The sequence below is a fragment of the Halomonas sp. NYA30 genome, assembly GCF_976980765.1.
The window spans coordinates 253,980-266,021 of the sequence record NZ_OZ334477.1; the positions used below are offsets into that span (position 1 = coordinate 253,980).

Genomic DNA, 12,042 nt, shown 5'->3' on the forward strand with positions numbered 1-12,042 from the left:
GTGCATAAATCGAAAGGCACGGCTTACCGCTTCGATGTGTAAGCGAGATCCGGGTCGTTGGGCAGCATGGCGGATGTGTGTTCAGCAGCCTGGCTAAGCAAGCGGCCGCTGTACGTTTTTAAGCGAGTGGGGCAGTCATGCAAACGCTGTAAAAAATCGTCAATCGCGCTGGCGTCATCCAGCTCGGGATCAAATCCACCTAAGCGCTCAAGCCAGGCCCGCCTGACGGCGATGTAGGGCGGTAACAGCAGCGTGCTTGCCAATAAGCGGCGCAGGATGCGTTTGGCTAATGATGGCTGAGCAAGGCCAACAATTAAGGCATCAAGGTTGTAGGTGTTCAATTGCGGGTAGAGTGAGCCCCAGAGGCTGGCAGGCAGTGGCTGCTTCTGCAGCGCAATAATTAACCACTCAGCTTGGCTGGCAAAGGCTGCTTTATTGAGGCGTGCGCCTAGTGGTAGCTTGGGGGTGATCAAGCAATGAGTGTGGTAGCGCTGCTCAATCGAGCTGAGACGCGCATGGGCTTGCGTGCTGGTTACCAAAATGGGCAGCAAGTGGTCGGCTACGCCAGAATCACGTATGGATTTTAAGTGGCGTGGCAACATGTTACCCGTCACCATGGCATCAACGATAAAGCAAACCGACCCCATTTGCCGACTCCGATTGTGAGCAAATCTATCAAATTGTAATTTATTGTAGTATCTGGCTTATTTGGGTAGCAAGTAAAAAAACTTGCGAGCCAAAAAAGAGGGCTCACTATTATTCATGCACTTTATTGGCGCATAAAACATTATTTTTGCCCTGTATTGGTGCGCTATGGCTTTTTTAAACAGCTGCCGAACCAGCATTTAGCTGCTATGCGTCATCAAGAGGCATCCTTGTCCACTTTTTAACGTTTATAAAACAATTGGTTGCTGATTTTTTATGCCATCTTGGTGCAGGGTTGGCATGTTCTCTGCATTATATTTGCAAGCGGCTAGCGGGCCGTAGGCATAAGCCCTACGACGTGCTAAAACGATAGCCGGTCTGAAATGCTCGCTGAGCGATTTGTTCACTAATGTCAGGCAAACGTTGAGCGAACAAGAATGACAAACGTGCGGTTTAGCGCGTATTTTGTCGAACAACACATTTATCGGTAGCTTACAGTCGTTAACTTTAAGCCACGCTCATACCGGAGGACTCTATGTCAGCCAAGACTCTCGCGCTAATTGAAGAACATGATGTTAAGTGGGTAGATCTGCGTTTCACCGACACTCGCGGTAAAGAACAGCACGTGACTGTGCCTGCTCGCGATGTGAACGAAGAATTCTTTGAGAATGGCCAGATGTTTGATGGCTCTTCTATCGAAGGTTGGAAGGGCATTAACGAATCCGACATGATTCTGCGCCCGGAAGATGGCACTGGCTATCTCGACCCCTTCACCGAAGATGCGACGCTGGTTCTGCGCTGCGACATCATCGAGCCGGCCACTATGCAGGGCTACGATCGTGACCCGCGCTCCATCGCCAAGCGCGCTGAAGCTTATCTAGAGTCTACTGGCCTGGGCGACACTGCGTTTTTCGGTCCTGAGCCTGAATTCTTTATCTTTGACGAAGTGCATTGGAAGTCTGACATTCAGGGCTCCATGTACAAAATCACGTCTGACGAAGGCGCTTGGGCGACCAGTAACCAGGTAGAAGGCGGTAACTTAGGCCACCGCCCGCGCGTTAAAGGCGGCTACTTCCCGGTTCCCCCGGTTGACAGCTTCCACGATATTCGTGGCGCGATGTGTAACACCCTGGAAGCGATTGGCCAGACTGTCGAGGTTCACCACCACGAAGTTGCCAACGCGGGTCAGAACGAAATCGGCGTTAAATTCAACACGCTGGTGAAGAAAGCTGACGAAGTGCAGGAAATGAAGTACGTGATCCACAACGTGGCGCACGCGTATGGTAAAACGGCGACCTTTATGCCGAAGCCGCTGGTAGGCGACAACGGTTCTGGTATGCACGTTCACCAGTCGTTCTGGAAAGGTGGTGAGAACCAGTTCGCCGGTGACGAGTACGCTGGCCTGTCTGAAATGGCGCTTTTCTATATCGGCGGCATCATCAAGCACGCCCGTGCCCTAAACGCCTTTACTAACGCTTCTACCAACTCGTACAAGCGTCTGGTACCTGGCTTTGAAGCGCCGGTCATGCTGGCCTACAGTGCCCGTAACCGTTCTGCTTCTATCCGTATTCCTTACACCGCTAGCCCGAAAGGCAAGCGTGTTGAAGCTCGCTTCCCTGATCCGACTGCCAACCCGTACCTGGCATTCTCTGCCATGTTGATGGCCGGTATCGACGGTATCAAGAACAAGATCCATCCTGGCGATGCAATGGATAAAAACCTGTACGACCTGCCGCCAGAAGAAGGCAAGTTAGTACCGACCGTAGCACACAGCCTGGATCAAGCACTGGAAGCCCTCGACGCTGACCGTGCGTTCCTGACCGAAGGTGGCGTGTTCACCGACGAAATGATCGATGCCTACATCGAACTCAAGATGGAAGAAGTGGAGCGTATCCGTATGACGACGCACCCCATCGAGTTTGATATGTACTACAGCTGCTAATCAGCGCTTTTAGCACCTAACTGCTACCATCACCCTAGCGGTGGTAACAGTTGATAAAGACGCAGTTGATCAAAACGCAGTTGATCAAAATAGTATCAAAACCCCGCTTCGGCGGGGTTTTTCGTTATTGAGGGTGTGACAAGTGTGAGGAGCAGTATGGGCAAGCTAACCACGTACACGATCAGCTTCTTGATGGCCGCTTTGCTGGGCATCGGGGCGGCCATCATGTCAGGTGCGGCTTTTGGGCAAACGGTTTTCAGGGTCATTGATGAGCACGGCAACGTTACGTTTACCGATAACCCTGGCCGCGGCGGGGAGGCGTTGGAATTGGCACCGTTGCCAAGCCTGCCGCCTGGGTTAAGCGCAGCTACGGCCAGTGTAGCCACGCCCGCTACTGGGCGCCCACGTGGCAAGCCAGGGCAGCCTTTTATGCCGTATGACCATTTTTCGATTGCACTGCCCCAGCAAGGCGCACGGCTGCCGGAGCGAAGCACCGCGGTGGAAGTGGCTATTGCGCCTCCGCTGCGCGATGACCACCAAGTGCGGCTGATAGTGAATGGAGAGATTAGCCAGACCGCGCTGCACAGTGATGTTTTCTGGTTAACGGGGCTTCCTGCGGGGCAGCACGAGCTTCAAGCAGAGCTACTGGATAGTAGCCAGCGTTTACAGCACCGCACGCCCGCAGTGACGATTACGGTTCCTTAGACCGGGTGGTTAAAATCTCGAATGCACTAAATTGGTGCGGTTGTGGAGGCATTTGGCGCGGTGATTGCGCTAAAACGATCCATCTTCTTTTATTGCTATGCCCGCAAGCCGTGCAACTAGGCATAAATGCATAATTGGCGCGCTTTTTGCAGTTCCCTCATTGATTATCCACCTGTAGGTCTGCAACGGCGATGGAAGACGTAATTTCTCAGGACACCACCATGCATCAGCGTTTGCTTGAACATCTCACCACGGCGGTACTGCTGCTGGACGGCGAGCTGCGTGTGCGCTGGATGAACCCTGCCGCTGAAGCCTTACTAGCGGTTAGCTTAAGCCGCGTTCACGGCATCAGCCTAGATACGCTTCTGGGCGGTGTTGACAGCATCGATGAGGTATTGGCTAAAGCGCGGGATGCGTTTCATCCTTACACCCAGCGAGAAGCGCGTATTACGCCGCTGAACAGTGAGCCGCTGACGGTCGACTACACTGTAACGCCGCTATCGGACGACGAGTTACTGTTAGAAGTGGAGCCGCGGGATCGGTTAATGCAGATCTCGCGTGAAGAGGCGCTGACCACTCGCCAAGAAACCATCAAGATATTGGCCCGTGGGCTTGCTCACGAAGTGAAAAACCCGCTCGGCGGGATTCGTGGTGCTGCACAGCTGTTAGAACGGGATTTAGACGATCCGGCGCTGCGCGAATATACCCATATCATTGTGGAAGAGGTGGATCGGCTGCGCGACTTGGTCGACTCCATGCTGGGCCCTAACCGTGTGCTTAAGCATGAGCCGGTCAATATTCACCGGGTGTTGGAGCGTGTACGCGCGCTGTTAATTGCCGAGCATCCCAGCGTTGTTATTAGCCGCGATTATGACCCCAGTTTGCCCGACCTTTCCGGCGATGAATCTCAAATGATTCAAGCGGTACTCAACGTTGCACGCAACGCCGTGCAAGCCATGAGCGATGCTCAAACCCCTGAACCTACCTTAATATTGCGCACCCGCGCCCGGCGACAGTTTACCCTCGGGGCGGAACGCCACCGCTTAGTCAGTGAAGTCTCGGTGATTGATAACGGCCCAGGCATTCCCGATACGCTGCAGGAAACGCTGTTCTACCCGATGGTGTCAGGACGCGCAGAAGGCAGTGGCCTTGGGTTATCGATCGCCCAGTCGATTTTGCACCAACATCAAGGATTGATCGAATGCGACTCACGACCCGGACATACCGAATTTCGTTTACTGATTCCATTGGTAATAATTTTACCGGAGAAGCGTCATGACTGAGGCTACACGTACCGATGTTGCGCGGGTGGTGATTGTCGATGACGACCGCGCTATCCGCTGGGTGCTGGAGCGCGCCTTGGCGCAGCCCGATCTCGATGTTGAGTGTATTGAGCGTGCAGATACAGCCCTTGCGCGTTTACTGGAAAGCCCTCCCGACGTGCTGGTCACCGACATTCGTATGCCAGGCATCGACGGCCTGGACTTAATGGCGAGAGTACGCGAGGCGCATCCCGATCTACCGGTGATCGTGATGACCGCCCATTCCGACCTAGACAGCGCCGTCGCTTCCTATCAGGGCGGGGCGTTTGAATACCTGCCTAAACCGTTTGACGTTGATGAAGCCCTGGCGCTGGTGCGCCGCGCCGTGGCCCACGCCCGGGAACGCCAACGACCGGTCGCCGTGCCGGAAGGCTTAAACGCTGAGATTATTGGTGAAGCGCCCGCGATGCAGGAGGTGTTTCGCGCCATTGGCCGTCTTTCTCACTCGCATATCACGGTGTTAATCAACGGGGAGTCGGGGACGGGTAAAGAGCGCGTTGCCCAGGCGCTGCATCAGCATAGCCCGCGTGCCGGTAAACCCTTTATCGCGTTGAACATGGCGGCGATTCCTCGCGACTTGATCGAATCGGAGCTGTTTGGCCATGAGAAGGGTGCTTTTACTGGGGCGGCACAGCAGCGCCAAGGGCGGTTTGAGCAGGCCAACGGCGGCACACTGTTTTTAGATGAAATAGGCGATATGCCATCGGAAACCCAAACGCGCCTGCTGCGCGTGCTGGCGGATGGTGAGTTCTATCGCGTCGGGGGGCATACGCCGGTCAAAGTGGACGTGCGTATCATCGCCGCTACTCACCAAAATCTAGAAGTGCTGGTGGATGACGGCCGCTTCCGGGAGGATTTGTTCCACCGCCTGAACGTGATTCGTATCCACCTGCCGAAACTGGCTGAAAGGCGCGAAGATATACCACGTTTAACCCGACACTTTCTGGCCGAAGCGGCGAAAGAGCTGACTACCGATATCAAGGTGCTGACCAGTGAAGCGGAAGCCCACCTAACACGCTTGCCGTGGCCCGGTAACGTGCGGCAGTTGGAAAATATCTGCCGGTGGCTGACGGTGATGGCGTCGGGGCGTGAAATCCTGGTTGAAGATTTGCCGCAGGAACTGCGCTCGCCAAGCGCTTCCGAAAGTAGCGCCCATGGCGATTGGCGTACGGCGTTTCGCGACTGGGCGGATCATGCCTTGGCCGAAGGCCATACCCATCTTTTGGAAGAGGCGGTGCCCGATTTTGAGCGGATTCTGATTGAAACCGCTTTAAAGCATACCGGTGGACGCAAAGGTGAAGCCGCTGAACTGCTTGGCTGGGGGCGTAATACACTGACCCGCAAATTAAAAACGCTGCTGCCAGCACTGGCTGACGAGTAAAGGCTAAGCAGTCGTTACTGCTCAAGGCGTTTAATCTCAGCCAATATCGCCTCAGCTTCTTCGGTAAGGGTGGCATTGGCGCGCATATCGCCGTTACGAGACGCTTCCATCGCGGCTTGCAGTTTACGCTCATAATTTTGCTGGAGTTTCTTTTTGGGGTCGCGCTTAAACATGCCAAACATAAGCAATTTCCTCACTATCTGGTTTTGGTGTACACCATTTGTATAGGTTTTGGTTGCTTGTGTCGAATGTTTGTTTTGGTCAGCGGTTATGCGTCGTTCTGAGAGTCCGCGCTGCATTGACATAGAAAGCGCTCAAAATCGACCAAAATGGTGTCGAGGCTGGCGTGTAAGCGGTGATCATCGTCCACCATTCTCAGCGACAGCCGCTGCAGGCGAGCACGTTCAATCACCGGTTCAGGGGCAACGATATCATCGCGCCAGCCGTGAACAATGTGCGTGTGGCGTGCCTGGATGGTGGGCGACGTTTCAGGGTAGGCGGCTATGCCTAACGCGGGGGCTAACAAAAAACAGCCTAATACGGGCTGCTGAGCGCTGACGGCCGCGCTTAGCCACCCGCCCAGGCTTGAACCTGCCAGTACACAGTGGGCAGGGTCATCACCGCGCTCGGCTATCACCTGTAAAAGATGCTGAAGACGTTGCTGGGGCTCTGCCATGCCTCGATAGTCCATTACCACGGGCTCACAATCATCTAGTTTTTCAGCAACGCCTTTTAGTGCCTGGATTTTAAGTGCCCCTGGGCCGCTCTCTAGGCCGTGGGATAAGTAAACAGTCATCATCACGTTTAGCTCGCTGAGCGTTGGATAGCTTCTCCACCCTGTTCGATATCCTCACCAGCACCCCGAATGGTATTGCAACCACTTACCAACAGAAGTGTGGTCATGACGAGTATGGCAAGCGCAATAGTACGTTTCATAGCGGTTTCCTCAAAGGCATGGGCGTGCGTCAAACATTGATAGAGCTGTCTGGACACTTTTTAAAGCAAAGCCTTTTTATAGCAAAGTGGGAAGGTTCGTTAGCAAAAATAATCGCTGTTGCGCCGTTTCGCCATCATTTTAATGTGTTTCAGCTAGATAGATGTGTCTTGATAACGTGTGCTTATGTCGCATGTGCCAGTTCTACACATCAAAAGTGCAGGGAAATTAGCCTATTTGGAGATGTTTGTTGTTTTTAAGTTATTGTTTTTAATTATTAATGTTGATTATTGGCATGGCTTGGCGCAGTCCCTGCAGCTACTGAGTAGTTGCGTAGAAGTTCAGTTGTTTAGCTCTAGCCGTTTAGATAATTGTTATTAGTAACTAAGTGAGTGGGTTGAGAGAAAAAAGGAAGGCAGGACGCCGAAAGACAAACAGGGAGTTAAGTTAAAGGACAATCCGCCCACTCACTGGTTGCAGCGCAAGGAGGCGCTGTTCATCAGACCAAGGAGTGGAGTCGGTGCAAAACGGCCATCTCGTGAAAACGGGGTGGTCTTTTTGCGTGCGAAAAATATTTTAAGTACTTGATTTTTATATATTTTAAAATTTAGCTTTTTGCATCGCTTTTGTACACACAGCTCTCGTACAGATAAAACCTGTGTTTTAGTCTATCCTTTCGATAAAACCAAATGTAGCGGTTAGAAAACGTCAACGTAACGACCGCACACGACCAGGGACAAGATTATGGCGATGGCATTGATGTTATGCATGTTTGTTTTGTTCTTAGGGTTTTCGGGGGTTGGTGTGTATATGATGTTTAAGACATCTTTCATGGCCACTATGGACGAGCGCGATGACATGCCTCCCGACATTTAACCAACTGCTCTAACCATAACAATTATTTAAAAATAACTAAAATGCCCGCGTAAGCAGGCATTTTGCGTTAGTGCTTCCAACGGCCTTTGCCTCGCTCAGGCACCATACGCTCGAAATAGAGCAAGCCAAATGCAAGCCAGCCCACGGTTAATAAGCGGTAAAAATAAGTCGGAAGAAAACGGCCATTACCCCATCCAATAAAGGCTGACCAAGGCAAAGGCATAGCCCAATGCAGCGCCTGCCAGTACATCACTCACATAGTGCAGCCCCAGTCCGACGCGGGAGATCGCAATCAGTAGGGATAGCGGTAGGATCACCGGTAGTAGCCAGGGGGTGTGAGCGGCTACTAATACGCTAAACATCACCGCATGCATGGTGTGGCCGCTGGGAAAACTATAACGATCACGTGCCGGTTCACAGCACAGGATGCCCTCGCTATAGGTGATAAAGGGCCGCTCACGACAGAGTCGTGTTTTTACCAGGCGATATACAGCTATGGCAAACAGCGCAATAACGCTGTACTGCATCAACCGCCACGAGCCGTTTGGTTGAAGCCAGGGCTGGGCCAGAATCAGCAGCACCCATACCGGCCAATCACCTAAGCGGCTGGCAGCTTGCAGAGTAATGCGCCAGGGGCGATACAGCGAGAGCCGCGATATGCGCTGGCATAATTGCCACTCTAGTAAATCAAGACGGTCGAATACGACAAGCGGACGCGGGCGCATGGTGAGCCTCCTGGGCTTGGTGTAAATAACGCAGAAACTGCTCTGCAATCCCTGTCCAGCTCTGTTCAAGTGCACGTAAGCGCGCTACTCGACCTAGGCGCGCGTAGTCAGCGGGGTGCTGGCACAGCTCGACCGCTGCCTGCTGAAAGGCAGCGCTATTGCCAGCGGGAACGGTAATACCGTTATAGCCACTATTAATGAGTTCGGCGCTGGCAGCATGCTCATAAGCCACCACGGCTAAGCCGCTGGCCATTGCTTCTGCGACCACATTCCCCCAGGTTTCTGAAAGTGAGGGGAAAATAAACAGATCGGCACTGGCATAGTGGCGAGCCAGCGATTCCTGCCCCACGAAGCCGGTGAAATGCGCGTCCGGCAGTGCTTTTTCCAGCTGTGCCCGCGCAGGGCCGTCGCCTACGATGACCTGAGCGATATCGGGACGCACTTCGCGCATGGCTTGAAGGCTTTCATGGAGCAGGGTGAGGTTTTTTTCGGCGGCTAACCGACCAACATAAAGTGCGACCGGCTGATGTTCGCCTACGCCCCAGCGCTGGCGCAATTGTGTATCACGATGAGCAGGCGAGAAGCGCTCTCCGTCTAGCCCACGTGAAAGCACATGGATATCCCGGATCCCTTGCTGTTGAAGCGTATTAGCTTGCTGATGGGTAGGCACTAACGTTAGGTCGCAGCCATTATGAAAGTAGCGAAGGTAGCGCCGTGTGGTCGATGCCAGCCAAGTAACACCATAATCTTCGCAGTAGTGATCAAAGTTCGTGTGCCAACCCGCCACTAGAGGGATATTGAGCCGCCGTGCCGCTTGACGAGCAGCCCAGCCGAGCGGGCCTTGGGTTGCTAAGTAGATAACATCAGGGCGATGTTGGTCCCAAAAGCGTCGTAATGTGGCGGGTGTGACTAATCCCACCTGAACATCGGAATAGCCGGGTAAAGCAAGGCGCTGCACTTGCAGTTCGCTGTTCACCCCCGTTGCATGACTAGGGGTTCTTGGGCGAGGACGAATAACATCAACCGGCACTCCTTGCCGACGAAGTTCGTAGCTTAACCGGCTCAGCGTATGGGCAACGCCATTAATATCCGGTGACCATGTTTCACTGACGATGCAGAGCCGCATAAGCGATCCATCCCTTTATCACGTTTTTATGCAGTGTGGGCAGAGTGAATGACACTGCCGAGTCAAATGGATGAACAAGCGATGACAACGTGGTAAGGAATGATAACGAACGGCAATGCCATGACTGTCAGAAAGCCAATCGCGCGATTATCACCTAGGCTGGGTAGGACGCATTATAAATGGCAACAGGGAGACAAACATGAAGCCGACAGTGGTAATTACGGGAGCCAATCGCGGCGTAGGTTTAGCGTTGGCAGAGCACTATTTTGACGCTGGGTGGCAGGTTATAGGCGTTTGCCGTCAGTCGTCGGAAGAGCTCGATCGCGTGGCTGATCAAGTGATTGAGAACATTGATGTTACCCAGCCAGATGATATCGTCCGCCTGGTAACGGCGCTCGACGGGCAAGCGATCACGCTGTTAATTAACAATGCAGGCATGCTGCGTGATGAATCGCTTGGCGATATTGATCTCGACAGTATCCGAGAGCAGATGGAAATTAATGCCTATGCGCCGTTGCGGGTGGTCGAGGCGCTGCTCCCCAACCTTGCCGAAGGCAGCAAAATCGCCAATATCACTAGTCGAATGGGCTCAATTGCTGATAACGACTCCGGTGGGCGCTATGGTTATCGAGCCTCTAAAGCAGCGCTGAATGCGTTTGGTAAATCGCTGGCAGTAGATCTGAAGCCCAAAGGTATTGCGGTAGCCCAGCTTCACCCAGGCTATGTGCAAACACGCATGGTCAATTTTGGTGGATTAATAAGCCCGCAAGAAGCTGCTTTAGGGATTGCTGCCCGTATTGAAGCACTGACACTAGATAACAGTGGTGGGTTTTGGCATAGCAATGGGGAGCTTCTTTCCTGGTGATCGTTGCGGGACATGAAAAGCATCCTTTGGTTGCACCGTTGTCATTCGCCAGGATAGCGAATCGGTATCTACACTCGTAACTCCGATAATTGGTTCAAGGAGGAATGCGATGAAAATGTATTTACGTTTCGGCGCTATGATCGTGACGGCGACCGTGATCATGTTGGGGTTGATGTACCTGAACACTTACCAGCTAGACCATGTCACTTTCAGTGAAACTCGTACTTACATGGCTATTGTCATGGGGGCCACGATGGCAGTGGTCATGCTGGGTTTCATGCTTGATATGTACTCCAAAAAGGGCGTGAACCTGGCTATTTTGGTGGGCAGCATCGTGGTCTTTGCCGGGGCGCTGTGGCTGGTGCGTAGCCAGCAGACGGTGGATGATGTTTCCTATATGAAGGCGATGATTCCGCATCACTCTATTGCCATTCTGACCAGTGAGCGTGCTCAGATAACCGATCCCCGCGTACGTGAACTCGCCGACTCAATTATCGAGACCCAGCGGGAAGAGATCGCAGAAATGAAAGCATTAATAGCGGATCTTGAGGATGAGTAATAACGTTTAGTGAAACCGCTACTGGTGGGTAGGTTGGCACAAGATTATCGAAATTCAGTTGGCGGGTAGTCGGTCGGACATTGGCTTGGAAGGCGCCATGGCGGCGGTTCACGCATAGCGCTTCCAACTTTTATGTCGGCCGGTGCCCTGTCACTCCTCATCAATGATACTTTTAAAACCACCGAAAATGAGTCGCTTGCCATCAAACGGCATTGGATTAACATCCATCTGCAAGCGCGGGTCTTGCATGACCTTGGCCATTCCTTCATCACGGACGGCCCGCGATGGCCACTCTATCCAGGAAAAGATGATGCTTTCGTCATCCTTGCGTTTGACCGCCATGGAAAAGGAGGTCACTTCCCCTTCGGGAACATCGTCTTCCCAGCACTCCACGATCCGCAGTGCGCCGTGCTCCTTGAATACAACGGCCGCGGCACGGGCATGCTCAATAAACGCATCTTTATTAGCGCTGGGTACGGCAGCGACGAAACCATCTACATAAGGGTGTGTAAGCTTGCTCATGGCTGTTCTCCTATTACTGTTTTATTGTGCTTTAGGGGAGAGTTCTCGAACGGGGCGTACCTCAATGCTGCCCAGCCGGGCTGGTGGGATGCGGCTAGCCAGCTGCAGCGCCTCATTCAAGTCGTGGGCTTCGAGCAGGTAGAAGCCGGCCAACTGCTCCTTGGTTTCCGCAAAGGGACCATCGGAGATTAACGTCTCGCCATCGCGTACACGCACGGTGGTAGCGGTTTCTACTGGCTGTAACGCTTGTCCGGCTAGGTAGTGGCCGTTGGTGCTCAAGCGCTCTACCCCGGCGATACACTCATGATTGAGGTCTTGCCATGCCTGTTCGCTCATGGCGTTGATAATCTGCTCTTGGTAATACACCAGCGCAACGTACTTCATGGGGAGTCTCCTGGTTGGTCAGGGTAGTGACTCTCTTTAGTCGTTTGGCATCGTCT

The 12,042-nt window shown here is 53.1% G+C and carries 14 protein-coding genes; 6 read left to right on the top strand and 8 right to left on the bottom strand.

Annotated elements, in window-relative coordinates; genetic code table 11:
• Window positions 1-23 precede the first annotated feature (23 nt).
• Window positions 24-647 (bottom strand): hypothetical protein, encoded by a 624-nt coding sequence (locus ACWI0H_RS01205; protein ID WP_101147086.1) that lies wholly within the window; start codon window positions 645-647, stop codon window positions 24-26.
• 533 nt (window positions 648-1,180) lie between these two features.
• Between ACWI0H_RS01205 and glnA the strand changes: the two genes are divergently transcribed.
• The 4 genes from glnA to ntrC all read left to right on the top strand — a co-directional run bounded on the left by glnA (window position 1,181) and on the right by ntrC (window position 5,995).
• Window positions 1,181-2,587 carry a glutamate--ammonia ligase gene (gene glnA / locus ACWI0H_RS01210; protein ID WP_101147085.1) on the top strand — a complete coding sequence of 469 codons (1,407 nt, stop codon included), beginning with the start codon at window positions 1,181-1,183 and terminating at the stop codon, window positions 2,585-2,587.
• Between the two features lie 156 nt (window positions 2,588-2,743).
• Window positions 2,744-3,292 carry a DUF4124 domain-containing protein gene (locus ACWI0H_RS01215; protein WP_101147084.1) on the top strand — a complete coding sequence of 183 codons (549 nt, stop codon included), beginning with the start codon at window positions 2,744-2,746 and terminating at the stop codon, window positions 3,290-3,292.
• A gap of 221 nt (window positions 3,293-3,513) precedes the next feature.
• A complete protein-coding gene (glnL, locus tag ACWI0H_RS01220) occupies window positions 3,514-4,575 on the top strand; it encodes a nitrogen regulation protein NR(II) (protein WP_035586359.1) in 1,062 nt (353 codons plus the stop codon).
• Window positions 4,568-5,995, top strand: a complete 1,428-nt coding sequence (gene ntrC, locus ACWI0H_RS01225) for a nitrogen regulation protein NR(I) (protein WP_101147083.1) — start codon at window positions 4,568-4,570, stop codon at window positions 5,993-5,995. The genes glnL and ntrC overlap by 8 nt, the downstream gene beginning before the upstream one ends.
• A gap of 14 nt (window positions 5,996-6,009) precedes the next feature.
• Here ntrC and ACWI0H_RS01230 read toward each other — a convergent pair whose 3' ends face one another.
• The 5 genes from ACWI0H_RS01230 to ACWI0H_RS01250 form a co-directional block, all read right to left on the bottom strand.
• Window positions 6,010-6,177 (bottom strand): DUF6435 family protein, encoded by a 168-nt coding sequence (locus ACWI0H_RS01230; protein WP_144408617.1) that lies wholly within the window; start codon window positions 6,175-6,177, stop codon window positions 6,010-6,012.
• 86 nt (window positions 6,178-6,263) lie between these two features.
• Window positions 6,264-6,794 (bottom strand): YqiA/YcfP family alpha/beta fold hydrolase, encoded by a 531-nt coding sequence (locus tag ACWI0H_RS01235; protein WP_035564130.1) that lies wholly within the window; start codon window positions 6,792-6,794, stop codon window positions 6,264-6,266.
• 5 nt (window positions 6,795-6,799) lie between these two features.
• Entirely contained in the window at window positions 6,800-6,931 is a 132-nt protein-coding gene (locus tag ACWI0H_RS01240) for an entericidin A/B family lipoprotein (RefSeq protein WP_008956940.1), read from the bottom strand.
• A 1,059-nt stretch (window positions 6,932-7,990) separates the two neighbouring features.
• Complete coding sequence (locus ACWI0H_RS01245; RefSeq protein WP_176303370.1) at window positions 7,991-8,530, bottom strand: phosphatase PAP2 family protein; 540 nt, start codon at window positions 8,528-8,530, stop codon at window positions 7,991-7,993.
• Window positions 8,493-9,656 carry a glycosyltransferase family 4 protein gene (locus ACWI0H_RS01250; protein WP_176303369.1) on the bottom strand — a complete coding sequence of 388 codons (1,164 nt, stop codon included), beginning with the start codon at window positions 9,654-9,656 and terminating at the stop codon, window positions 8,493-8,495. Before ACWI0H_RS01250 ends, ACWI0H_RS01245 begins: the two co-directional genes overlap by 38 nt.
• Window positions 9,657-9,855: 199 nt before the next feature.
• Here ACWI0H_RS01250 and ACWI0H_RS01255 point away from each other — a divergent pair, with 199 nt between their 5' ends.
• Both ACWI0H_RS01255 and ACWI0H_RS01260 read left to right on the top strand, forming a co-directional pair.
• Window positions 9,856-10,521, top strand: a complete 666-nt coding sequence (locus tag ACWI0H_RS01255) for an SDR family oxidoreductase (RefSeq protein WP_336273235.1) — start codon at window positions 9,856-9,858, stop codon at window positions 10,519-10,521.
• A 109-nt stretch (window positions 10,522-10,630) separates the two neighbouring features.
• Window positions 10,631-11,080 (top strand): DUF305 domain-containing protein, encoded by a 450-nt coding sequence (locus tag ACWI0H_RS01260; RefSeq protein ID WP_035565191.1) that lies wholly within the window; start codon window positions 10,631-10,633, stop codon window positions 11,078-11,080.
• A 150-nt stretch (window positions 11,081-11,230) separates the two neighbouring features.
• Here ACWI0H_RS01260 and ACWI0H_RS01265 read toward each other — a convergent pair whose 3' ends face one another.
• Both ACWI0H_RS01265 and ACWI0H_RS01270 read right to left on the bottom strand, forming a co-directional pair.
• Window positions 11,231-11,602, bottom strand: a complete 372-nt coding sequence (locus ACWI0H_RS01265) for a DUF1428 domain-containing protein (protein WP_336269166.1) — start codon at window positions 11,600-11,602, stop codon at window positions 11,231-11,233.
• A gap of 21 nt (window positions 11,603-11,623) precedes the next feature.
• Window positions 11,624-11,986 carry a YciI family protein gene (locus ACWI0H_RS01270; protein ID WP_336269165.1) on the bottom strand — a complete coding sequence of 121 codons (363 nt, stop codon included), beginning with the start codon at window positions 11,984-11,986 and terminating at the stop codon, window positions 11,624-11,626.
• Window positions 11,987-12,042 lie beyond the last annotated feature (56 nt).